The 23143-nt window shown below is 71.3% G+C and carries 24 protein-coding genes and 1 pseudogene; 18 read left to right on the plus strand and 7 right to left on the minus strand.

The annotated features are described in order from the left end of the window. Together tal and tkt are read right to left on the minus strand one after the other, a co-directional pair. Window positions 1-1119: a transaldolase gene (gene tal, locus IE177_RS28460; protein WP_190018327.1), complete on the minus strand. Its 1119-nt coding sequence runs from the start codon at window positions 1117-1119 to the stop codon at window positions 1-3. Window positions 1120-1152: 33 nt separating this feature from the next. Next, window positions 1153-3240: a transketolase gene (gene tkt / locus IE177_RS28465; RefSeq protein WP_190018328.1), complete on the minus strand. Its 2088-nt coding sequence runs from the start codon at window positions 3238-3240 to the stop codon at window positions 1153-1155. A gap of 377 nt (window positions 3241-3617) precedes the next feature. Between tkt and IE177_RS28470 the strand changes: the two genes are divergently transcribed. The 4 genes from IE177_RS28470 (at window position 3618) to IE177_RS28485 (ending at window position 7007) form a co-directional block, all read left to right on the plus strand. Continuing rightward, a complete protein-coding gene (locus IE177_RS28470) occupies window positions 3618-4604 on the plus strand; it encodes a heme o synthase (RefSeq protein WP_373305200.1) in 987 nt (328 codons plus the stop codon). An 88-nt stretch (window positions 4605-4692) separates the two neighbouring features. Beyond that, window positions 4693-5025: a hypothetical protein gene (locus tag IE177_RS28475; protein WP_190018329.1), complete on the plus strand. Its 333-nt coding sequence runs from the start codon at window positions 4693-4695 to the stop codon at window positions 5023-5025. A 99-nt stretch (window positions 5026-5124) separates the two neighbouring features. Beyond that, window positions 5125-6231, plus strand: coding sequence for an amidohydrolase family protein (locus tag IE177_RS28480; protein ID WP_190018330.1), 1107 nt, complete (start codon window positions 5125-5127; stop codon window positions 6229-6231). 38 nt (window positions 6232-6269) lie between these two features. Then, window positions 6270-7007: a nucleotidyltransferase domain-containing protein gene (locus IE177_RS28485; protein ID WP_190018331.1), complete on the plus strand. Its 738-nt coding sequence runs from the start codon at window positions 6270-6272 to the stop codon at window positions 7005-7007. Window position 7008: 1 nt separating this feature from the next. On the opposite strand, the gene IE177_RS28490 is transcribed toward IE177_RS28485, so the two are convergent. The 4 genes from IE177_RS28490 to IE177_RS28505 all read right to left on the minus strand — a co-directional run bounded on the left by IE177_RS28490 (window position 7009) and on the right by IE177_RS28505 (window position 10697). Further along, window positions 7009-8019, minus strand: a complete 1011-nt coding sequence (locus IE177_RS28490) for a COX15/CtaA family protein (RefSeq protein ID WP_190018332.1) — start codon at window positions 8017-8019, stop codon at window positions 7009-7011. Window positions 8020-8064: 45 nt separating this feature from the next. Next, window positions 8065-8838: an ABC transporter permease gene (locus tag IE177_RS28495; protein ID WP_190018333.1), complete on the minus strand. Its 774-nt coding sequence runs from the start codon at window positions 8836-8838 to the stop codon at window positions 8065-8067. 88 nt (window positions 8839-8926) lie between these two features. Then, complete coding sequence (locus IE177_RS28500) at window positions 8927-9850, minus strand: ABC transporter ATP-binding protein (protein WP_190018334.1); 924 nt, start codon at window positions 9848-9850, stop codon at window positions 8927-8929. A 31-nt stretch (window positions 9851-9881) separates the two neighbouring features. Further along, the gene (locus IE177_RS28505; protein WP_190018335.1) at window positions 9882-10697 is read right to left on the minus strand and encodes an AAC(3) family N-acetyltransferase; all 816 of its coding nucleotides are present in this window, start codon (window positions 10695-10697) and stop codon (window positions 9882-9884) included. A 183-nt stretch (window positions 10698-10880) separates the two neighbouring features. Between IE177_RS28505 and IE177_RS28510 the strand changes: the two genes are divergently transcribed. The 12 genes from IE177_RS28510 to IE177_RS28565 all read left to right on the plus strand — a co-directional run bounded on the left by IE177_RS28510 (window position 10881) and on the right by IE177_RS28565 (window position 21486). Further along, window positions 10881-11624, plus strand: coding sequence for a helix-turn-helix transcriptional regulator (locus IE177_RS28510; protein ID WP_190018336.1), 744 nt, complete (start codon window positions 10881-10883; stop codon window positions 11622-11624). Next, a complete protein-coding gene (gene sufB / locus IE177_RS28515) occupies window positions 11621-13042 on the plus strand; it encodes a Fe-S cluster assembly protein SufB (RefSeq protein ID WP_190018337.1) in 1422 nt (473 codons plus the stop codon). The genes IE177_RS28510 and sufB overlap by 4 nt, the downstream gene beginning before the upstream one ends. Before the next feature lie 57 nt (window positions 13043-13099). Continuing rightward, window positions 13100-14320 carry a Fe-S cluster assembly protein SufD gene (gene sufD / locus IE177_RS28520; RefSeq protein WP_190018338.1) on the plus strand — a complete coding sequence of 407 codons (1221 nt, stop codon included), beginning with the start codon at window positions 13100-13102 and terminating at the stop codon, window positions 14318-14320. Next, window positions 14317-14637, plus strand: a complete 321-nt coding sequence (locus IE177_RS28525) for a non-heme iron oxygenase ferredoxin subunit (RefSeq protein ID WP_190018339.1) — start codon at window positions 14317-14319, stop codon at window positions 14635-14637. The genes sufD and IE177_RS28525 overlap by 4 nt, the downstream gene beginning before the upstream one ends. 7 nt (window positions 14638-14644) lie before the next feature. After that, window positions 14645-15409, plus strand: coding sequence for a Fe-S cluster assembly ATPase SufC (gene sufC / locus IE177_RS28530; protein WP_190018340.1), 765 nt, complete (start codon window positions 14645-14647; stop codon window positions 15407-15409). Beyond that, complete coding sequence (locus IE177_RS28535; protein ID WP_190018341.1) at window positions 15406-16662, plus strand: cysteine desulfurase; 1257 nt, start codon at window positions 15406-15408, stop codon at window positions 16660-16662. Before sufC ends, IE177_RS28535 begins: the two co-directional genes overlap by 4 nt. A gap of 16 nt (window positions 16663-16678) precedes the next feature. Continuing rightward, a complete protein-coding gene (gene sufU, locus IE177_RS28540) occupies window positions 16679-17146 on the plus strand; it encodes a Fe-S cluster assembly sulfur transfer protein SufU (protein WP_190018342.1) in 468 nt (155 codons plus the stop codon). Then, a complete protein-coding gene (locus IE177_RS28545; RefSeq protein ID WP_190018343.1) occupies window positions 17143-17475 on the plus strand; it encodes a metal-sulfur cluster assembly factor in 333 nt (110 codons plus the stop codon). The genes sufU and IE177_RS28545 overlap by 4 nt, the downstream gene beginning before the upstream one ends. A gap of 191 nt (window positions 17476-17666) precedes the next feature. Further along, on the plus strand, window positions 17667-18653 hold the full coding sequence (gene dapD / locus IE177_RS28550; protein ID WP_190018344.1) for a 2,3,4,5-tetrahydropyridine-2,6-dicarboxylate N-succinyltransferase: 987 nt from the start codon (window positions 17667-17669) through the stop codon (window positions 18651-18653). 110 nt (window positions 18654-18763) lie between these two features. Then, window positions 18764-19564 carry a DUF817 domain-containing protein gene (locus IE177_RS28555; protein ID WP_190018345.1) on the plus strand — a complete coding sequence of 267 codons (801 nt, stop codon included), beginning with the start codon at window positions 18764-18766 and terminating at the stop codon, window positions 19562-19564. Window positions 19565-19726: 162 nt separating this feature from the next. Further along, on the plus strand, window positions 19727-20278 hold the full coding sequence (locus tag IE177_RS28560) for a SigE family RNA polymerase sigma factor (protein WP_190018346.1): 552 nt from the start codon (window positions 19727-19729) through the stop codon (window positions 20276-20278). Continuing rightward, window positions 20275-21486 carry a WD40 repeat domain-containing protein gene (locus tag IE177_RS28565; protein WP_190018347.1) on the plus strand — a complete coding sequence of 404 codons (1212 nt, stop codon included), beginning with the start codon at window positions 20275-20277 and terminating at the stop codon, window positions 21484-21486. Before IE177_RS28560 ends, IE177_RS28565 begins: the two co-directional genes overlap by 4 nt. Here IE177_RS28565 and dapA read toward each other — a convergent pair. Further along, window positions 21473-22378, minus strand: a complete 906-nt coding sequence (dapA, locus tag IE177_RS28570) for a 4-hydroxy-tetrahydrodipicolinate synthase (protein WP_190018348.1) — start codon at window positions 22376-22378, stop codon at window positions 21473-21475. The genes IE177_RS28565 and dapA overlap by 14 nt on opposite strands. Before the next feature lie 167 nt (window positions 22379-22545). On the opposite strand from dapA, the gene IE177_RS28575 reads away from it, so the two are divergent. After that, window positions 22546-22686, plus strand: a complete 141-nt coding sequence (locus IE177_RS28575) for a hypothetical protein (RefSeq protein ID WP_190018349.1) — start codon at window positions 22546-22548, stop codon at window positions 22684-22686. Further along, window positions 22683-23073, plus strand: a pseudogene (locus tag IE177_RS28580) (hypothetical protein). Before IE177_RS28575 ends, IE177_RS28580 begins: the two are co-directional and overlap by 4 nt. Window positions 23074-23143: the final 70 nt, after the last annotated feature.

The raw sequence follows: 23143 nt of genomic DNA on the forward strand, positions 1-23143 counted from the left end.
TCAGCCCTCCGAGGGGGCGAGGCGCTCGAGCTCCGCCTGGGTCGACTTCAGCAGGTCGTTCCAGGACGCCTCGAACTTCTCGACGCCCTCCTCCTCCAGCACCCGCACGACGTCGTCGTACGAGATGCCGAGCTTCTCCAGCGCGTCGAGGTCGGCGCGGGCCTGCTCGTAGGTGCCGGCGACGGTGTTGCCGGTGATCTCGCCGTGGTCCTCGGTGGCCTCCAGCGTGGCCTCCGGCATGGTGTTGACCGTGTTCGGCGCGACCAGCTCGGTGACGTACAGGGTGTCCTGGTACGCCGGGTCCTTCACACCGGTCGACGCCCACAGCGGACGCTGCCTGTTGGCGCCCGCGTTCTCCAGCGCGTTCCAGCGGTCGGAGGAGAACACCTCCTCGTACGCCTGGTAGGCCAGGCGCGCGTTGGCGACGGCGGCCTTGCCGCGCAGCGCCTTGGCCTCGTCGGTACCAAGATCCTCCAGGCGCTTGTCGATCTCGGTGTCCACGCGGGAAACGAAGAAGGACGCCACCGAGTGGATCTTCGACAGGTCGAGGCCGCGCTCCTTGGCCCTCTCCAGGCCGGTCAGGTAGGCGTCCATGACCTTGCGGTAGCGCTCCAGGGAGAAGATCAGCGTGACGTTGACGCTGATGCCGAGCCCGATCGTGTCGGCGATCGCCGGCAGGCCCGCCTGGGTGGCCGGGATCTTGATGAGGGTGTTCGGGCGGTCGACCAGCCAGGCCAGCTGCTTGGCCTCGGCGACCGTCGCCTTCTCGTCGTGCGCGAGGCGCGGGTCGACCTCGATGGAGACCCGGCCGTCCTGACCGCCGGTGGCGTCGAAGACGGGGCGCAGGATGTCGGCGGCGTCCCGGACGTCCGCCGTGGTGATCATGCGGATGGCCTCTTCGACGGTGACCTTGCGGGCGGCGAGGTCCGACAGCTGCTGGTCGTAGCCGTCGCCCTGCGAGATCGCCTTCTGGAAGATCGTCGGGTTGGTGGTGACGCCCACGACGTGCTGCTGGTCGATCAGCTCGGCGAGGTTGCCGGACGTGATCCGCTTGCGCGACAGGTCGTCCAGCCAGATCGCGACGCCTTCCTCGGAGAGGCGCTTGAGTGCGTCTGTCATGGAATTACATCTCCTACGTGTCGTATATGAGCGTCAGCGCTGGGCGGCGGCGATGGATTCCCGGGCCTTGGCGGCCACGTTCTCGGCGGTGAAGCCGAACTCGCGGAAGAGCACCTTGCCGTCGGCGGAAGCACCGAAGTGCTCCAGGGAAACGATGCGGCCGGCGTCCCCGACGTACTTGTGCCAGGTCAGACCGATGCCCGCCTCCACGGCGACACGGGCCTTCACGGACGGCGGCAGCACGGAGTCCCGGTACCCCTGGTCCTGCTGCTCGAACCACTCCACGGACGGCATCGACACCACGCGCGTGGGCACGCCCTCGGCCTGGAGCCGCTCGCGGGCCTCGACCGCCACGTGCACCTCGGAACCGGTGGCGATCAGGATCACCTGCGCCTCGCCGCCGTCGGCCTCGAACAGCACGTAGCCGCCCTTGGCCGCGTCCTCGTTCGGCTCGTACGTCGGCACGCCCTGACGGGTGAGGGCGAGGCCGTGCGGCTGCCCCTTGCCGAACTCCTTGGTCCAGCGCCCGAGGATCTCGCGCCAGGCGATCGCGGTCTCGTTCGCGTCCGCCGGGCGGACGATGTTCAGACCCGGGATGGCGCGCAGCGAGGCCAGGTGCTCGACCGGCTGGTGGGTGGGGCCGTCCTCGCCGAGGCCGATGGAGTCGTGCGTCCACACGTACGTCACCGGCAGGTGCATCAGGGCCGACAGGCGCACGGCGTTGCGCATGTAGTCGGAGAAGACGAGGAAGGTGCCGCCGTAGATCCGGGTGTTGCCGTGCAGGGCGATGCCGTTCATCTCGGCGCCCATGGAGTGCTCGCGGATGCCGAAGTGGATCGTGCGGCCGTACGGGTTGGCCTCGGGCAGCGGGTTGCCCTCGGGGAGGAACGAGCTGTCCTTGTCGATGGTGGTGTTGTTCGATCCGGCCAGGTCGGCGGAGCCGCCCCACAGCTCGGGGATCACCGCGCCGAGCGCCTGCAGCACCTTGCCGGAGGCGGCACGCGTGGCGACGGCCTTGCCCGGCTCGAACACCGGGAGCTTCTCCTCCCAGCCGGTGGGCAGCTCGCCCCTGGCGATCCGGTCGAAGTCGGCGGCCCGCTCGGGGTTGCCGTCCCGCCACACCTGCAGGGACTTCTCCCACTCGGCCTTCGCCTCGGCGCCCCGCTCCAGCGCCTTGCGGGCGTGGCCGATGACCTCGTCGGAGACCTCGAAGGTCTGCTCGGGGTCGAAGCCGAGGACGCGCTTGGTCGCCGCGACCTCCTCGTCGCCCAGGGCGGAGCCGTGCGCGGCCTCGGTGTTCTGGGCGTTCGGGGCCGGCCAGGCGATGATCGAGCGCATCGCGATGAACGACGGACGGTCCGTGACCCGCTTGGCCTCCTGGATCGCCGCGAACAGCGCGGCCGGGTCCAGGTCGCCGTCGGCCTTGGGCTCCACACGCTGCACGTGCCAGCCGTAGGCCTCGTACCGCTTGACGGTGTCCTCGGAGACGGCCGTCTCGGTGTCGCCCTCGATCGAGATGTGGTTGTCGTCCCACAGCAGGATCAGGTTGCCGAGCTTCTGGTGGCCGGCCAGCGAGGACGCCTCGGCGGAGATGCCCTCCTGCAGGCAGCCGTCACCGGCGATGCAGTAGACGAAGTGGTCGAACGGGGACTCGCCCCGCGGGGCCTCCGGATCGAACAGGCCGCGCTCGTAGCGGGCGGCCATCGCCATGCCCACCGCGTTGGCCACACCCTGGCCCAGCGGGCCGGTGGTGGTCTCCACACCCTTGGTGTGCCCGTACTCCGGGTGACCGGGGGTCTTCGAACCCCACGTCCGGAAGGCCTTCAGGTCGTCCAGCTCCAGGCCGAAGCCGGCCAGGTAGAGCTGGGTGTAGAGGGTCAGGGACGAGTGGCCGGCTGACAGCACGAAGCGGTCGCGGCCGACCCACTCCGGGTCGGCCGGGTCATGCCGCATCACCTTCTGGAAGAGGGTGTAGGCGGCAGGCGCCAGGCTCATCGCCGTACCGGGATGGCCGTTGCCGACCTTCTGTACGGCGTCGGCGGCCAGGACACGGGCGGTGTCCACGGCCCGCTGGTCCAGGTCGGTCCACTCAAGGTCTGTGGTGGTCGGCTTGGTGCTCACCCTGGGTCAGGGCTCCTCTCCACATGTCGGTCGCCGGTCTTCGGGGCGCGCGGCCCACCCGGCCGCCGGCGTGCTTCTGCCCGCCGGCCGCTGCCGAGCCTACCCCTGTGAGGACGTGCATTTTTTCGAGTGTTTCCAGACTGACGGGACTCAGTGCGATCCGCCTCCCGACTGGCCGGCAAGGCATTTGGCACATGAATACGGAGCTGCTCATCTGACCGCTCAATCGAGTGCCGGGGGACCTCGAACGAGGCGCGTGCCAACACGAGCGCACCCCCGCGAAGGCCGGGGTCTGGGCAACGTCTAAAGTGGCGTGGTACGCGCGAGCCTTTACCGCCCGTTCACACGGGAGGCTCGCTGGGATGTCTCTGTCAGGGGTGTGCGTGACGGCCGTCGAATCCCGGCCTGGGGGCACCTCCCAGGCCCTCCGGGCCCTGGGGGAGGGTGCGCTCGGAGCGAGCCAAAGCCCGGTTCACCGGCCGTTCGGGGCCCGTGTCAAGGCGTTCGTGGCGCTGACCAAGCCGCGGATCATCGAGCTGCTGCTCATCACCACCGTTCCGGTGATGTTCCTGGCGCAGCAGGGGGTGCCCGACCTGACGCTGGTCCTGCTCACCTGCGTCGGCGGCTACCTGTCCGCGGGCGGCGCCAACGCGCTGAACATGTACATCGACCGGGACATCGACGCCCTGATGGACCGCACCTCGCAGCGGCCGCTGGTGACCGGCATGGTCAGCCCGCGCGAGTGCCTGGCCTTCGGCATCACCCTGGCGGTCGTCTCGACGCTGCTCTTCGGCCTCACCGTCAACTGGCTGAGTGCCTGGCTGTCACTCGGAGCGCTCCTCTTCTACGTCGTCGTCTACACGATGATCCTCAAACGGCGTACGGCGCAGAACATCGTGTGGGGCGGCATCGCGGGCTGCATGCCGGTGCTGATCGGCTGGTCGGCCGTCACGAACTCGCTCTCCTGGGCGCCGGTCGTCCTCTTCCTGGTCATCTTCTTCTGGACGCCGCCGCACTACTGGCCGCTGTCGATGAAGGTCAAGGACGACTACGCGCGCGTGGGCGTGCCGATGCTGCCGGTCGTCGCCTCCAACAAGGTCGTCGCCCGGCAGATCGTGATCTACAGCTGGGTGATGGTCGCGGTCTCGCTGCTCCTCACCCCCCTCGGCTACACCGGCTGGTTCTACACGGCCGTCGCGCTGGCCGCGGGCGGCTGGTGGCTGTGGGAGGCGCACGCCCTGCAGAACCGTGCCCGGGCCGAGGTGACGGGCGGCAAGCTGAAGGAGATGCGGCTCTTCCACTGGTCCATCACCTACGTCTCGCTGCTGTTCGTGGCGATCGCGGTGGACCCGTTCCTGCGCTGACCCGCCGGATCGCCGTTCCGGCACGCCGGGCGTACGTCACAGGGCCCTCCTCTCGCCAGTCGATCTACCGCTGAGTAGCATCCTGACCATGGCAGACACGCAGCAGGTTGACGCGAGGGCCGAGCGCAAGGTCTCCCGGCTCGCCCACCAGATCAGCGCCTTCGCGAAGGCGCACGGCGGCGCGGAGGGCCAGGTGGCCTACATCGGCGAACGCGGCGCCCGGATCGTCCTCGTCGGCGAGGACGGCGGCTGGGGCGATCTGGTGGCGCCCAGCACGGAGATCGCCCGCAAGGCCGTGGAGAAGGCCGGCATCACCGTCCACGAATCCTTCGACGGCGAGTTCGCGGCGAAGGTGAGGACGGGGCCGTACGAGTGGAGCCGCATGGCCGGGATCCAGGTGGGCGGCCCGGCCAACGGCTGAGCGGCCCGCCCCCGGGGGCGCGACCGCGACCTCCACCCCCGTTCACCCGTTAGGACGTGTGAGCCAGCGCAGCGCCACGCGTCCTACGGGGAGCCCCGGATGATCGAAACGCCGTCCCTCGTGGACCAGTACTGCCACGGCGTACTGCGCACGGAACTGGGCCTCGGCACCTTCGAGGCCCGGCTGGCCCGCACCGAGGGACCACCGGCTCCCGGCACCACCCTCTTCGACACCCAGACCGGCTTCGCGCTACGGCGCTGGTGTCCGCCCCTGCTCGGCCTGGAACCGCACTGCCCGCCCGCCCGCTACCTGGCCCGGCGCCGGGAACTGGGCGCCCTGGAGGCGGGGCGCAGACTGCTGCGGGGCAGCGGGATCACCGCCTACCTCGTCGACACGGGCCTGCCCGGCGACCTCACCGGCCCCGCCGACATGGCCTGCGACGGCGACGCCGACGCCCGCGAGATCGTCCGGCTGGAACTGCTGGCCGAGCAGGTCGCCGACACCTCCGGCACCGTCGAGTCCTTCCTCGCCAATCTCGCCGAGTCCGTGCACACGGCCGCCGCGACCGCGGTCGCCTTCACCTCCGTCGCCGGCCTCCGGCACGGCCTGGCCCTCGCCCCGGAACCGCCGGGGCCGGGGGAGGTCCGGGGCGCGGCGGGCCGCTGGCTGGCCGGGCGGCCGGTCGGCGGCCCGCTCACCGACCACGTGCTGCTGCGGCACCTGCTGTGGATCGCCGTCTCCTCCGGGCTGCCGCTGCAGCTGCACGCCGGGCTCGGTGAGCCGGGCGCCCGCACCGACCGCGCGGACCCGGTGCTGCTGACCGACTTCGTGCGGGCCACGGCCGGCCACGGCACCGACCTCGTGCTGCTGCACGGCTACCCGTACCACCGCAACGCCGCCCACCTGGCCGGCGTCTTCCCGCACGTCTACGCCGACTCGGGTGCCGCGCTCGTACGCACCGGCGCCCGGGCGGCCGCTGTCCTCGCCGAGATCCTGGAGCTGGCCCCCTTCGGCAAGATCCTCTTCTCGACCGGCGCGCACAGCCTGCCCGAACTGCACGTGATCGGCGCCCGGCTGTTCCGCGACGCCCTGGGCCGTGTGCTCGGCACCTGGGTGGCCGAGGGGGCCTGGTGCCTGGAGGACGCCCAGCGGGTGGCCGGCATGATCGCGGCGGGCAACGCCCGGCGGGTGTACGGGCTGGAATGAGCCCTGTGCACGGGGGCCGTCCCCGTACAGACTGGGGTATGCCGACCGAAGCACTCCTCGACCGTTTCCTGCGGGACCTCGCGCCCCTGCGTCCCCTCGCGCTCTGGGCGCACGGCTCACTGGCCGGCGGGGACTACCAGGAGGGCCGCAGCGACCTCGACCTGATCGCCGTGGTGCCCGGGCCCCTGGGGCCGCGGCAGGCCCTGCGGGTCGCGAGGACGCACCGCGCACTGCGCGCGGAGCCGCTCGCGGCGAGACTCCACTGCAGCTACCTGACCCCGGCCACGACGGGCGACCCCGGGCGGTCACATCTCACCTGGGCCCACGACAGTCTGCTGCGCCGCCCCGTCACCCCCGTCACCCGTCGTGAACTGCATGACTTCGGCCGGGTGCTGCACGGAGAGGCGCCGGCCGCACTGCTTCCCCCGGTACCGGACCGGCAGCTCACCGGCTTCGTCGTACGCGACCAGCGCGACTACTGGCGCCCGGCGGTGGACCGGCGCCGGCGCTGGCGGCAGGACGCCTGGGTCGACCTGGGCCTGCTGACCTTCGCCCGGGCCACCGTGACCCTGCGGGAGGGCCGGCTGATCTCCAAGAAGGAGGCCCTCGACGAGCTGCCCCGCCTGGGTGCCCCCGCCGAGGTCGTCCAGGACGTCGCCCGGCGCCGCTACGGCGACCCCGCTCCCCGGGACGGCGCCTGGACCGAGCGCCGCGCCGGACTGACCCGCGGCTACCTGGGCCCGGCGATCGACGCGCTGGTGGCCCGGTACGGCTGAGTCACGCGCGCGTGGTGACCGGCACCTCGGCCGGGGTGCCGGTCAGGCCGGGGGCGGCCTCCGGGCGCTCGCGCAGGGACAGCAGGACGCGCAGGGTGCCGATCCACACCAGGCACGAGCCCAGCATGTGCAGGCCGACGAGCACCTCGGGCAGGTGCGTGAAGTACTGCACGTACCCGAGCACGCCCTGGGCGAGCAGGATGAGGAACAGCTCCCGCGTCCGCCCCAGCGGGCCCCGGGGCGCGTCCACCGCCTTCAGCACGAACCACAGCGCGAAGGTCAGCGTGACCACGATCCAGGCGAGCACCGCGTGCAGCTTGGCCACCGTCTCCCAGTCGATCGGGATGCGGGCCACCTCGGTGGAGTCGCCGGCGTGCGGCCCGGCCCCGGTGACCACCGTGCCCACCGCGATGAGCAGCGCGGACGCGGTCACCAGGAACCACACCAGCTGCTGCACCGCCTTGCCGACCAGCGGGCGCGGCGCCTCGTCGCCCTCGCGGGTGCGCTGCCACATCGCCGTGGCCAGGGCGATCAGCGCCGAGGAGAGCAGGAAGTGCGCGGCCACCGTGTACGGGTTGAGGCCGACCAGCACCACGATGCCGCCGAGCACCGCGTTGCCCATGACCACCCAGAACTGGGCCCAGCCCAGCCGGGTCAGGCTGCGCCGCCAGGGCTTCTCGGAACGGGCCGCGATGATCGCCCAGCCGACGGCCGCGCACAGCACGTACGTCAGCATGCGGTTGCCGAACTCGACGACCCCGTGGAAGCCCATGGCCCGGGTGGTGGTCAGCGAGTCGTCGGTGCAGGTGGGCCAGGTCGGACAGCCGAGGCCCGAGCCGGTCAGCCGGACCGCGCCGCCGGTGACCACGATGATCACCGCCATCACGAGCGCGGCGAGGGCCGCCCGCTGGACGGTCCGGGGGTCCGGGGTCCAGCGGCCGGCGATGAAGGCGAGCGGGTTGCGCAGGGCCGCCACGGCGTCGGCGGGGGTCAGCTTTGGCACGTGCACCATCGTAGGCCGCCGCTTGTGCACTCTTTCACGAGGGTGCGTGTGGCCTTACTCCCAGCGGAAGAACCGGCCCGCCGCCGCCAGCCCCACGACCGCCCACACGGCGAGGACGCCCAGGTCGCCCCACGGCATCCCGGCCCCGTGCTGCAGCACGTCGCGCAGGCCGTCGGAGAGTGCCGAGATCGGCAGCAGACCGAGCACGTGCCGGCCGGCCGCGCCGAACTTCTCCAGCGGGACGATGACCCCGCCCCCGACGAGCAGCAGCAGGAAGACCAGGTTGGCGGCGGCCAGCGTCGCCTCGGCCTTCAGGGTCCCGGCCATCAGCAGGCCGAGCCCGGAGAACGCGGCGGTGCCGAACACCAGCAGGAGCAGGACGGCGAGCGGGTCGCCGTGCGGGGACCAGCCCAGCGCGAAGGCGATCACCGTCAGCAGGATCACCTGGAGGACCTCCGTGACCAGCACGGACGCCGTCTTCGCGGTCATCAGGCCCCAGCGGGGCAGCGGGGAGGAGGCCAGCCGCTTGAGGACGCCGTAGCGGCGCTCGAAGCCGGTCGCGATGGCCTGGCCCGTGAACGCCGTCGACATCACGGCGAGCGCCAGGATGCCGGGCGCGAGGAAGTCGACGGCCTCGCCCTTGCCGGTGTCGACGATGTCCACGGTGCTGAAGAGCACCAGCAGCAGAGTCGGGATGACGACCGTCAGCAGCAGCTGCTCGCCGTTGCGCAGCAGCATCTTCGTCTCCAGCACCGCCTGCGCCGCGATCATGCGGGGGAGCGGTGCGGCACCCGGCTTGGGGGTGTACGTACCCGAGGCGGTGGTCATGAGCGCAGCTCCTTGCCGGTCAGCTCCAGACTGTGTCGTCCCGGGGGGCGACCCCCGGACCCCCGGCCGGTCTCGGTGCGGGGCGGAATCATGAGCGCAGCTCCTTGCCGGTCAGCTCCAGGAAGACGTCCTCGAGGGTGTGCCGTTCGACCGAGATCCGGTCCGGCATCACCCCGTGCTGGGCGCACCACGAGGTCACCGTGGCCAGCAGCTGCGGATCCACCTTGCCGGCGACCCGGTAGCTGCCCGGGGTCAGCTCGGCGGCCGTGCAGTCGGCCGGGAGGGCCTTGAGCAGGGAGCCCACGTCGAGGCCGGGCCGGCCGGTGAAGCGCAGGGTGTTCTCGGCGCCGCCCCGGCACAGCTCCTCGGGGGAGCCGTGGGCGATGACCCGGCCGCCGTCGATGATCGCCACGTCGTCGGCGAGCTGCTCGGCCTCCTCCATGTGGTGCGTGGTGAGGATGACCGAGACGCCGTCGCCGCGCAGGTCCCTCACCAGGTCCCAGGTGGCCCGGCGGGCCTGCGGGTCGAGGCCGGCCGTCGGCTCGTCCAGGAACACCAGTTCCGGGCGGCCCACCACGGCCATGGCGAGCGCGAGCCGCTGCTGCTGGCCGCCGGACAGCCGCCGGTAGGAGGTCCGGCCGCAGGAGCCGAGCCCGAGGCGTTCGATCAGCGCGTCCACGTCCAGCGGGTGCGCGTGCAGCCGGGCGACGTGCCGCAGCATCTCGTCGGCCCGGGCGCCGGAGTAGACACCCCCGGACTGGAGCATCACCCCGATGCGGGGACGCAGCTCGGCGGACTGCCGCACCGGGTCGAGGCCCAGGACGCGCACCGTGCCGGAATCCGGCTTCCGGTACCCCTCGCAGGTCTCGACCGTGGTCGTCTTCCCCGCCCCGTTGGGGCCGAGTACGGCGGTCACGCCCGCCCGGGCCACCAGGTCCAGCCCATCCACCGCGGTCTTCGTGCCGTACCGCTTCACCAGGGCCTGGACCTGGACCACGGGCTCACTTCGCATGGGTCCAGAGTCTAGGGAGAACGCCGGCGCCTCAGACGCGGGGGTGCTGGAACTCCTCCTCACGGGGCCGGTGCACCGGCAGCCAGCGCTGCGCGTAGGCCACCGCGTCCGCCACCGGGAACAGCCGGGCCTCGGCCGCGCCCACCGTGCCGCGGACGACGGGCCGGTCCCGCTCGAAGTCGTGGCCCAGCTCGTCGAAGCGGTCCGAGGTGATCGACACCTCGGTCACCGTCTCCCAGCCGCCGCCCGGGGCCGGCCGGCCGACGCTCACCAGCGGCGACGGTATGCGGTACTCGGCCAGGTGGAAGCTGGTGCAGGCGTCGTAATCCGCGCCGAGCAGCAGCACGCGGGCGCCGAGGCGCTCCAGCCGGGCGAGCGGGCTGTGCTCGCCGAGCCGGCAGTCGCGGGCGTGCCCGTCGACGATGCCGGCCGCACGCGGGCCGAGGGCCGCGAAGGACGTCTGCGGGTGCGCGCTGCGCAGGGCGCCCGGCCAGGTCCGCACGGTCTCGGGTATCACGCCCACGCCGAGCGAGCGGGTGATCGCGGGATCGTACGGGGGCATCGTGGCGCGGATCCGGTCCCACCACTCCTCGGGCACCGGGGGATTCGCCCACGCGGCCGGGTCGGACTGGTCACCGGTCTGGGTGGGGACGACGAGCGTGCCGGACGGGCCGAGCGTGTCGAGCAGTGCCCGGACGACGGCCACGGCGCCTCCGTTCACCCAGCCGAGGGAACTCAGCGAGGAGTGCACGAGGAGTGTCTCGCCGGCCTCCACACCCAGCAGGCGCAGCTGTGCGGCGATGCCGTCGCGGGTGAGGAGCGGGCCGGCCGGAGGGGGCGTGGGCATGGTCCGGGAGTCTCCCGGAGGACGGCCCGCGGCGCCACCGAATTGCCTGGTCGGGGGTCTGCGGTCATCGACCGGCGGATCGAACGCGCAGGTCGGATTAGGTATGCCTAAGTGATGCAGGGCACCGCGCGGTGATCCGGACGGCGCTTGTCAGTCTCCGCGGAATTACGCAACAATGGCGTTGTGAAAAACGTCGGCGAGGCTCGGGAGACCCCCACGGGGGCCCCTCAGGAGGAACTCGCGGCCGGTGTGCGCTCGGACCGCTCGACGCGCAACCGGGTCGCGCGGTCCCTCCTGGACCACGGCCCGTCGACCGTCGCCGAGCTCGCCGGCCGGCTGGGCCTGACCCAGGCGGCCGTCCGCCGCCACCTGGACGCGCTGGCCGCCGACGACGTCGTGGAGGCCCGCGAGCAGCGGGTGTACGGCACGCGCACGCGCGGCCGACCCGCGAAGGCCTTCGCGCTCACCGACTGCGGCCGGGACGCCTTCGACCAGTCGTACGACAAGCTGGCCGCGGACGCCATGCGCTGGATCGCCGAGCGCGAGGGCGGCCCGCAGGCGATCGCCGCCTTCGCCCGCGCCCGGATCGCCGCGCAGGCGAGCGCCTACCGCGACGCGATCGAGAGCGTGAGCCCCGACAAACGCGCCGAAGCGCTGGCCAAGGCCTTGAGCGCGGACGGGTACGCTGCTACGGCGCGCAGCGCACCGGTCGGCGAGCAGCTCTGCCAGCACCACTGCCCGGTCGCCCACGTCGCGGAGCAGTTCCCGCAGCTGTGCGAGGCGGAGACGGAGATCTTCGCGGAGCTGCTGGGAACCCATGTCCAACGGCTGGCGACCATCGCGCACGGCGACGGCGTCTGCACGACGTTCATCCCCAAGATTTCCACTGACGCACCTGCAAGCACGGCCGGGAGGAACCCCGCATGACTCTCCCCACGGAGACTGCTCACCCCGAACTCGAGGGCCTGGGCAAGTACGAATACGGCTGGGCCGACTCCGACGTGGCCGGTGCCTCCGCCAGGCGCGGTCTGGGCGAGGACGTCGTCCGCGACATCTCGGACAAGAAGTCCGAGCCGGAGTGGATGACCAAGCTGCGCCTGAAGGGCCTGAAGCTCTTCGAGAAGAAGCCCATGCCGAACTGGGGCTCGGACCTGTCGGGCATCGACTTCGACAACATCAAGTACTTCGTGCGCTCCACGGAGAAGCAGGCGGAGTCCTGGGAGGACCTGCCCGAGGACATCAAGAACACCTACGACAAGCTGGGCATCCCGGAGGCCGAGAAGCAGCGCCTCGTCGCCGGTGTCGCCGCCCAGTACGAGTCGGAGGTCGTCTACCACCAGATCCGTGAGGACCTGGAGGAGCAGGGCGTCATCTTCCTCGACACCGACACCGCCCTGAAGGAGCACCCGGAGCTCTTCAAGGAGTACTTCGGCACGGTCATCCCCGCCGGTGACAACAAGTTCGCCTCCCTGAACACGGCCGTGTGGTCGGGCGGCTCCTTCATCTACGTGCCCCCGGGCGTCCACGTGGAGATCCCGCTGCAGGCCTACTTCCGCATCAACACGGAGAACATGGGCCAGTTCGAGCGGACCCTGATCATCGTCGACGAGGGCGCCTACGTGCACTACGTCGAGGGCTGCACGGCGCCGATCTACAAGTCCGACTCGCTGCACTCCGCGGTCGTCGAGATCATCGTCAAGAAGAACGCCCGCTGCCGTTACACGACCATCCAGAACTGGTCGAACAACGTCTACAACCTGGTCACCAAGCGCGCCGTGGCCTACGAGGGCGCGACCATGGAGTGGATCGACGGCAACATCGGCTCCAAGGTGACGATGAAGTACCCGGCCGTCTACCTGATGGGCGAGCACGCCAAGGGCGAGACCCTGTCCATCGCCTTCGCGGGCGAGGGCCAGCACCAGGACGCCGGCTCCAAGATGGTCCACATGGCGCCGAACACCTCGTCCAACATCGTCTCCAAGTCGGTGGCGCGCGGCGGCGGCCGCACCTCGTACCGCGGCCTGGTCGAGATCGGCGAGGGCGCCGCGGGCTCCAAGTCCAACGTGCTCTGCGACGCGCTGCTGGTCGACACCATCTCCCGCTCCGACACGTACCCCTACGTGGACGTCCGCGAGGACGACGTGTCCATGGGCCACGAGGCGACCGTCTCCAAGGTCTCCGAGGACCAGCTCTTCTACCTGATGAGCCGTGGTCTGTCCGAGTTCGAGGCGATGGCGATGATCGTGCGCGGCTTCGTCGAGCCGATCGCCAAGGAACTCCCCATGGAGTACGCCCTCGAGCTCAACCGGCTGATCGAGCTCCAGATGGAAGGCGCGGTCGGCTGATCGCCGCCGCCGGTTCCGTCAAGCCACTCACGTAAGAAAGCGAGCAGACCGACAGCCATGGCTGAGGCCCAGAACTCCCCCACCCCCGACTCCTCTCGGGCGGGGGGAACCCCACCCGTGGGCTCGACCACCGCGGGCCAGATCGCGGTGGCCGCCGAGTCGACCGTCGCCACGCGCATGAGCGTGCCCCCGTCCTTCGACGTGGCGGACTTCCCGGTCCCGCACGGCCGCGAGGAGGAGTGGCGGTTCACTCCCCTGGAGCGCCTGCGCGGCCTGCACGACGGCACCGCCGTCGCGAACGGCGCGGGCGTGAAGGTCGCCGTCGAGGCCCCCGAGGGCGTCACCGTCGAGACCGTCGGCCGCGACGACGCGCGGATCGGCAAGGCGGGCACCCCGGTGGACCGTGTCGCCGCCCAGGCGTACTCGGCGTTCGAGCAGGCCGGCGTGGTCACCGTCCCCAAGGAGACGGTGCTCACCCAGCCGATCCGCATCGCCGTGCACGGCGAGGGCGGGGTCGCCTTCGGCCACCAGGTCATCGAGCTGGGCGCCTTCGCCGAGGCCGTCGTGGTCATCGACCACACCGGCGACGCGGTCCTCGCCGCGAACGTCGAGTACCTCCTGGGCGACGGTGCCAAGCTGACCGTCGTCTCCGTCCAGGACTGGGACGCCAAGGCCGTCCACGTGGCCCAGCACAACGCGCTGATCGGCCGGGACGCCTCCTTCAAGTCCGTGGTCGTCACCTTCGGCGGCGACCTGGTCCGGCTGCACCCGCGCGTGGAGTACGCCGGTCCCGGTGGCGAGGCCGAGCTGCTCGGCCTGTACTTCACCGACTCCGGGCAGCACCAGGAGCACCGGCTGCTGGTCACGCACAACACCCCGCACTGCAAGTCCAACGTCGTCTACAAGGGCGCCCTCCAGGGCGACGCCGCGCACGCGGTCTGGATCGGTGACGTGCTCATCGAGGCCAAGGCCGAGGGCACGGACACCTACGAGATGAACCGCAACCTGGTCCTCACGGACGGCGCGCGCGTCGACTCGGTGCCGAACCTGGAGATCGAGACCGGCGAGATCGTCGGCGCCGGACACGCCTCCGCCACCGGCCGCTTCGACGACGAGCAGCTCTTCTACCTGATGGCCCGCGGCATCCCGGAGCAGGACGCCCGCCGCCTGGTGGTCCGCGGCTTCTTCGCCGAGCTGGTCCAGCAGATCGGTGTCGCCGACATCGAGGAGCGCCTGCTCGCCAAGATCGAGGAGGAGCTGGAGGCCTCGGTCGCATGACGCCGTTCGTACGCGCCTGCGGGCTGAGCGAGCTGGAGGAGGACACCCCGAAGCGGGTGGAACTCGACGGCACGCCGGTCTCGGTCGTGAAGACCGAGGGCGAGGTGTTCGCCATCCACGACATCTGCTCCCACGCGAACGTCTCGCTCTCCGAGGGCGAGGTGGAGGACTGCCAGATCGAGTGCTGGCTGCACGGCTCCGCCTTCGACCTGCGCACCGGCAAGCCGTCCGGCCTCCCGGCCACGCGCCCCGTCCCCGTATACCCCGTAAAGATCGAAGGGGACGACGTTCTCGTCTCCCTCACCCAGGAGTCCTGAGGCACCCATGGCAACGCTTGAAATCCGAGACCTGCACGTCACCGTCGAGGCCGACAACGCCACGAAGGAGATCCTCAAGGGCGTCGACCTCACCGTGAAGCAGGGCGAGACGCACGCCATCATGGGCCCCAACGGCTCGGGCAAGTCGACCCTCGCCTACTCGCTCGCGGGTCACCCCAAGTACACGATCACCGGCGGCACCGTGCTGCTCGACGGCGAGGACGTCCTGGAGATGTCCGTCGACGAGCGCGCCCGCGCGGGCCTGTTCCTGGCGATGCAGTACCCGGTCGAGGTCCCCGGCGTCTCGGTCTCCAACTTCCTGCGCACCTCCGCCACCGCCATCCGCGGCGAGGCCCCCAAGCTGCGCACCTGGGTCAAGGAGGTCAAGGAGACCATGGAGCGTCTCCACATGGACCCCTCCTTCGCCGAGCGCAACGTCAACGAGGGCTTCTCCGGCGGTGAGAAGAAGCGCCACGAGATCCTCCAGCTCGAACTGCTCAAGCCGAAGGTCGCGATCCTCGACGAGACCGACTCCGGCCTGGACGTCGACGCGCTCCGCATCGTCTCCGAGGGCGTCAACCGCGTCCGCGAGACCGGCGAGGTCGGCACCCTGCTGATCACGCACTACACGCGCATCCTGCGCTACATCAAGCCCGACCACGTCCACGTGTTCGCCGGCGGCCGCATCGTCGAGTCCGGCGGCCCCGAGCTCGCGGACAAGCTGGAGAACGAGGGCTACGAGGCATACGTGAAGGGTGGCGCATCCGCGTGACACAGCTGCCGGGCCTCCTCGACACCGAGGCGATCCGCAAGGACTTCCCCGTTCTGGACCGAGTCGTCCACGACGGCCGGAAGCTCGTGTACCTGGACAACGCGGCGACGTCGCAGAAGCCGCGCCAGGTACTGGACGCCCTGAGCGAGTACTACGAGCGCTACAACGCCAACGTCCACCGCGGTGTGCATGTGCTCGCCGAGGAGGCCACGGCGCTGTACGAGGGCGCGCGCGACAAGGTCGCCGAGTTCATCAACGCGCCCAGCCGCGACGAGGTGATCTTCACCAAGAACGCCTCCGAGTCGCTGAACCTCGTGGCCAACATGCTGGGCTGGGCCGACGAGCCCTACCGGGTGGACCACGAGACCGAGATCGTCATCACCGAGATGGAGCACCACTCCAACATCGTGCCGTGGCAGCTGCTCGCGCAGCGCACGGGCGCGAAGCTGAAGTGGTTCGGGCTGACCGACGACGGCCGGCTCGACCTGTCCAACATCGACGAGGTCATCACGGAGAAGACGAAGATCGTCTCCTTCGTGCTGGTGTCGAACATCCTGGGCACGGTCAATCCGGTCGAGGCGATAATCCGGCGTGCGCAGGAAGTCGGCGCGCTGGTCTGCATCGACGCCTCCCAGGCCGCCCCGCACATGCCGCTGGACGTGCAGGCGCTCCAGGCCGACTTCGTGGCCTTCACCGGCCACAAGATGTGCGGCCCGACCGGCATCGGCGTCCTGTGGGGCCGCCAGGAGCTGCTGGAGGACCTGCCCCCGTTCCTCGGCGGCGGCGAGATGATCGAGACCGTCTCGATGCACTCCTCGACGTACGCCCCGGCGCCGCACAAGTTCGAGGCGGGCACGCCCCCGATCGCCCAGGCGGTCGGCCTCGGCGCGGCCATCGACTACCTCGGCTCGATCGGCATGGACAAGATCCTCGCCCACGAGCACGCGCTCACCGAGTACGCGGTGAAGCGGCTCGCCGAGGTGCCGGACCTGAGGATCATCGGCCCGACCACGGCCGAGGACCGCGGGGCCGCGATCTCCTTCACGCTGGGCGACATCCACCCGCACGACGTGGGCCAGGTCCTCGACGAGCAGGGCATCGCGGTGCGCGTCGGCCACCACTGCGCGCGGCCCGTCTGCCTCCGTTACGGAATTCCTGCGACCACGCGGGCGTCGTTCTATCTGTACTCCACGCCGGCCGAGATCGACGCACTGGTCGAGGGGCTGGAGCACGTACGGAACTTCTTCGGCTGACGGGACGAGCGATCGCATGAAGCTGGATTCGATGTACCAGGAAGTCATCCTGGACCACTACAAGAACCCGCACGGGCGGGGCTTGCGGGATGGCGACGCCGAGGTGCACCACGTGAACCCGACGTGCGGCGACGAGATCACCCTCCGGGTGAAGTACGACGGTACGAAGATCGAGGACGTCAGCTACGAGGGCCAGGGCTGCTCCATCAGCCAGGCCTCGGCCTCCGTGCTGAACGAGCTGCTGGTCGGCAAGGACCTGTCCGACGCGCAGAAGATCCAGGAGACCTTCCTGGAGCTGATGCAGTCCAAGGGCAGGATCGAGCCGGACGACGCCATGGAGGAGGTGCTGGAGGACGCGGTCGCGTTCGCCGGTGTCTCCAAGTACCCGGCACGGGTCAAGTGCGCCCTCCTGAGCTGGATGGCGTGGAAGGACGCGACGGCCCAGGCGCTGGGTGGCGCCGACGCCGAAAGGAAGACGGCATGACCGACACCGCAGAGATGAAGCCCGCCTCGGAGGAGGAGCTTCGCGAGGCCCTGATGGACGTCGTGGACCCCGAGCTGGGCATCGACGTCGTCAACCTCGGCCTGATCTACGGCATCCACGTCGACGACGCGAACATCGCGACCGTCGACATGACCCTGACGTCGGCGGCCTGCCCGCTGACCGACGTCATCGAGGACCAGGCCAAGTCCGCCACGGACGGGCTGGTCAACGAGCTGCGCATCAACTGGGTCTGGATGCCGCCGTGGGGTCCGGACAAGATCACGGACGACGGCCGCGAGCAGCTCCGGGCGCTCGGGTTCAACGTCTGAGGACGCCTCGCGCGTGAAGCGGCGGCACCGCGTGTGCCGCCGCTTCCGCGTACCCGGGCCGCCCCGCCCACCCGGGGAAGGGCCACGCCAGGGTGCGCGGCCCCGGCCGACCCCTCGCGCACGCGCCCGGCACATGAGACGCCCCCGGCGGCGGTTGGCCTCGGCGACCCCGCCCACGTTAGGTTTTCCCCATGACCGACTCTGCTTCCCGCACCACCGGCGCCGTCGCCGCCGGCCTCGCCACGATCGCCTCCGACGGCACCGTTCTCGACACCTGGTTCCCGTCCCCCGAGCTGGTCGCCGAGCCGGGCCCGGCCGGCACCGAGCGGCTGACCGCCGAGCGGGCGTCGGAGCTGCTGGGCGGCGGCGCGACCGCGGCCGTCGGCCCGGACAGCCGCCGGGGCGTCGAGGTGGTCGCGGTCCGCACGGTCATCGCCTCCCTGGACGAGAAGCCGATCGACGCGCACGACGTCTACCTGCGGCTGCACCTCCTCTCGCACCGCCTGGTCAAGCCGCACGGCCAGAGCCTGGACGGCGTCTTCGGTCACCTCGCCAACGTCGCCTGGACCTCGCTCGGCCCGGTCGCCGTGGACGACATCGAGAAGGTGCGGCTCAACGCCCGCGCCGAGGGCCTGCACCTCCAGGTCACCTCGATCGACAAGTTCCCGCGCATGACGGACTACGTCGCCCCCAAGGGCGTGCGCATCGCCGACGCCGACCGGGTCCGGCTGGGCGCCCACCTCGCCGAGGGCACCACGGTCATGCACGAGGGCTTCGTCAACTTCAACGCCGGCACCCTCGGCACCTCCATGGTCGAGGGCCGCATCTCCGCGGGCGTCGTGGTCGGCAACGGCTCCGACATCGGCGGCGGCGCCTCAACCATGGGCACCCTGTCCGGCGGCGGCAACGTGATCATCTCGATCGGCGAGCGCTGCCTGATCGGCGCCGAGGCGGGCGTCGGCATCGCGCTCGGCGACGAGTGCGTGGTCGAGGCCGGCCTCTACATCACCGCGGGCACGCAGGTCACCATGCCCGACGGCCAGATCGTCAAGGCCCGCGAGCTGAACGGCGCCTCCAACATCCTCTTCCGCCGCAACTCGGTCACCGGCAAGGTCGAGGCCCGCCCGAACAACGCGGTCTGGGGCGGCCTGAACGACATCCTGCACAGCCACAACTGACCGACGGCGGTCACCATCGAGCGCCCTTCCGCGGTCCGGGAGGGCGCTCGCAGGCGGGACCCCGAGCCGGCTGGAACCCCGGCTCACGTGCGTGCGTCCTCCAGTGCACCATGTTCCGCTTCAGCGCCCACCTCACCGGCCCCCTGGCCTCATCTGTCCGCCAGCTGTGCGATTTCGCCTGGACACAGACCAGAGCGTGCGCCTTCGCCATCGCGCTGCTGTCCGGCGTGGCGGTGTCGACCCAGCTGCCCGGCCTGCCGGTGGCCCGGTACGACCTGCTCGTCGTCTACGGCGTGCTGCTCACCCTCCTTTTCTGGCTGCGTGGCTGGGAGAGCGGGCGCGACATCGCCGTCATCGGCGTCTGCCATGTCATCGGCCTGGCGTTCGAGCTGGTGAAGGTGTCCCTCGGCTCGTGGAGCTACCCGGAGCCGGCCGTGCTGAAGTTCGCCGGTGTGCCGCTGTACGGGGGGTTCCTCTACGCGGCCGTCGGCAGTTACGTCTGCCGGGCCTGGCACCTCTTCGACCTCGAACTGGTCCGCTACCGGCCCAGGGCGACAGCAGCGGTGGCCGCGGCCGTCTACCTCAACTTCTTCAGTCACCACTGGCTGCCCGATGTGCGCTGGCCGCTGGCCGGACTGCTGGTGGCCGTCACAGCGGGCACCTCCGCCCGGTTCACGGTGCGCGGGGTACGCCGGCAGATGCCGCTGGCCGTGTCGTTCGTCCTGATCGGCTTCTTCCTGTGGGTGGCGGAGAACCTCGCCACCTACGCGGGCGCCTGGCGCTACCCCTACCAGCTGCACGGCTGGCAGCCCGTCGGCGTCGAGAAGTTCGGCGCATGGTCCCTGCTGATCAGCATCACGGTCGTCCTGGTGGCCGCGAGCCGCCCGAGTGCCGCTCACCGGCCGGGCTGACCGAGTCGCCGTCGTCAGGCGACGCCCGCTGCCCGGCGGGCCGTCCGCCCGGCAGACACCGCCTGATTTTTCGTCACCGCAGGCATAGCGGAGGTGCGCGGCGGGCGTCTCGAGGGATACAGGGCCCGGACATCACGTCGGCCCCGAGAAGAGAAGGTGACGATGGATGCCGAAGCGCAGGAGAGTTTTCAACAGTTCGTGGCCGCTAGATCCTCGGCCCTGCTGAAGACGGCCGTCCTGCTGACCGGCGGGGACCGGCACGCGGCCGAGGATCTGCTGCAGAACGCGCTGATCAGGACGGCCGAACGATGGCAGCGGATCGACGAGCCGGAGGCCTACGTCCGGCGGGTCCTGTACCGGCAGCAGATCAGCCGGTGGCGGCTGAAGTGGCCGCGCCGGGAGGTCCCGGTCGCCGAGTTGCCCGAGGCGGGCCACGCTCCGGACGCCTCCGGGGCCGCCGAGCAGCGCCTGCTGCTGCGCACCGCCCTGTCCAAGCTCACCGCCCGCCAGCGCACCGTGCTGGTGCTGCGCTACTTCGAGGACCTGCCCGAGGCCGACGTGGCCCGGCAGCTGGGCTGTTCCGTCGGCACCGTGCGGTCGACCACCCACCGCTCCCTCGCCCGGCTGCGCACCCTCGCGCCCGAGCTGACCGCGCCCGACGGCGCCGCCCCGCGGCCGTCGCGCGACTTCTCGCCCGTGGAGGTGCGTCCGTGAACGTCGAGGAACTGGTGCGCGACTCCCTGCGGGAGATGGCGCGGGAAGCCCGGCCGGCGGCCGCGGACCTCGCCGACCGGGTGCTGGAGCTGCGCCGCAGGCGCCGTACGCGCCGAATCACCGTGTCCGCGGTGTCCGCCGCGGCCGTGGCCGCCGTCGCCGTCGCCGTGCCGCTCACGGACGGCGGCGGGCGGGACGTACGGCCGGCGCACATCACGGACGGCCGTGTCGCGGCACACGCCGACCAGTCGCCGCCGCGCGAGCTGATCGGTGCGGGCGACGCCCTCATGGCCGGTTACAGCACCCAAAAGGGGGTCGATCAGCCCAACAAGGACAGGATCCTCACACGGACCTACCGGCTGCTGGATCCCGGGACCAGGACCTACCGGAAGGACGACCGCTGGGCCTTCGCGACCGTCGCGCCCGGCGCCCGGATGGCCGCGGTGCTGGAGCGCGACCTGCCGGCCTCCCGGGTCGGGCTGCTGGACCTGGCCGACGGCGAGGTCAAGCGCTGGGTCCCGGTGCCGCAGGGTGCCGGCGCGGCCGTCTTCTCGCCCGACGGCGGCAAGCTGCTCGTCACCACGTACGCGAAGAACCCCGACCGGGCCTACTGGAGCGCGAGGATCCAGGAGAACGGCACGATGCAGCCGCAGGGGGTGCCCAGCCGGACGGGGTTCACCCTGATCGACGTCGCCGCGGGAACGGGCCAATGGCACAAGCTGCCCTACTGGAAGGACCGATATGGCGAGGCACTCAACGCACGCGCGGATCTGGAGTTCAGTCACGACGGGAAGTTCCTGTGGGAAGCCGTGGAGACGAGCCCGGGCCGCAAGTACCACGCCCTCGACGGCACGGACGTCCGGGCACCCGCTGTAGAAAGCCACCTGTGGCCCTCCGTCGAGGCCGGCCTGTCGCCCGACGGCAGGCTTGCGGCCGGTGCCTTCGCCGGGCGGGGCAAGGAGATCGCGTCCGCCATCGACGACCCCGTCACCGGCCGCCGCGTCACCACGGTGCCGGGTCAGCAGCTGCTGGCCTGGGCGGACGGCAGGCGGCTGATCGCCTGGGGCATCGGCGGCGACGGCGACGAGTTCCACCAGCGACTCGTGCTCGTCACCGTCGGCAGTCAGAAGGTCCGGCCGCTCAGCGGCTTCCGCTCGCCCAGGGACAACAGCGCCGGCCGCTGGGAGCCGCTGTTCACGACCCGCTGACCAGCTCCTCGTACAGCCCCAGCAGCCCGTCGGCCGTCTCCCGGCCGGCGGGCAGCAGGGGCCGGCGCACCGGGCCCGCGGGCAGGCCGAGCCGGCCGAGGAGGGCCTTCGCGGTGACCGTGCCCGGCAGGCCCGCGCCCATCATCGCCTCGATCAGCGGTGTCGCCCTCAGCTGCAGTCGCCTCGCCCGGCCGGTGTCGCCCGCGTCGAAGGCGTCCAGGATCGCGGCCATGTGGGCCGGTACGGCGTTGCCGACGGTGGTCACACAGCCCGCCGCGCCGACCGCGTACAGCGCGAGGACGTGCTCGTCGCAACCCGCGTAGTACGCCAACTCCGTTCGCTCCAGCACCTTCTGGGTGCCCAGGAAGTCGTAGGAGCAGTCCTTGACGGCCACGATCCCGGGGTGGCCGGCGAGGCGGATCATCGTCTCCGGCTCGATCCGGGTGCCGGTACGGCCCGGGATGTCGTAGACCATCACCGGCAGACCGCTCGCGTCGGCGACTTCGAGGAAGTGGGCGGCCACGGCCTCCTGCGGCGGCCTGCTGTAGTACGGCGTCACCACCAGCACGCCGTCCGCGCCGGCCTTCTCGGCGGCAAGGGCCAGTTCGGCCGTGTGCCGCGTGTCGGCCGTGCCCACGCCCGCCACCAGCGCGGCCCGGTCGCCGACCGCCCCGCGGACGGCCGCGATCAGCTCGGTCTTCTCCGCGTCCGTCGTGGTGGGCGACTCGCCCGTCGTGCCGCTCAGGACCAGTCCGTCGCACCCCTCGGCCACCAGCCGCGCGGCCAGGCCCGCGGCGCCGTCCAGGTCGAGGGCCCCCTCCTCGGTGAACGGCGTGATCATCGCGCAGAGCGTGCGGCCGAAGGGCCGCGGGGGGTGCTGTGTGCTCGTCATGGGAGTAGTCTCGCCCCGGCTTCGGTGAAGCTCTACTTAATTCTGCTACGTAGTATTGATAAGCAAGGCTGACGCATTCGCCCCATGAGGCGTCGTCCTGTGTCCAACTCGTACCTCATGGGTCACTATGGCCGGAGGGTCACCGACGTCAGGTCATGGGAGGCACCATGAAGCTCGGCAAGGCACTGGCCACCGGAGTCGCCGAGGACCGGCCGCTCGTCCAGAAGGAGGAGGCACACCTCCCCGTCGAACCCGTCCGCACCGAACCGGCCCAGCCGGACCGCGAAGAGGCTCCGGCCGCCCGATGAGGCTTCGGCTCCCGGTGGAACGCCCGACGGAGCCGCCGACCGGATACAAGATCGCCCACCCGGTGCTGTCCCAGGACGGCACCCGGGCCGGGTTCACCGGCGTGCCGCTGGGCGGCGCGCGTCCTGCTGCCCGTCTGCGCGGGCTGTGCGCGCAGACGTACCTCGGTCTCGCTCGCCGGGTTCGCCCGGCTGGCCGGAGAGGGACTGCGGGTGATGCCGGGAGCCGGCGCCGGGCCGGGCCCGGCCGCCGGGCCGGCGCGCGGCGCCGACCCGGGCGTGCCCGAACTCGTGGCCCAGGCGGCACTGTTGCAGGCACGCCTGGACTGGTACCAGACCCAGCTCGCCCGCCTCGGTGAACGTGGCGCGGCAGACGGCGAGCACGGCTGAACGCGCTCCTGCCGGGGTACCCGGACACCCTGGTGCGGACCGGGTACCCGGTCGGCGCGGACGCCGACGC

Source organism: Streptomyces lucensis JCM 4490, from assembly GCF_014650035.1.
Taxonomy (GTDB): domain Bacteria; phylum Actinomycetota; class Actinomycetes; order Streptomycetales; family Streptomycetaceae; genus Streptomyces; species Streptomyces lucensis.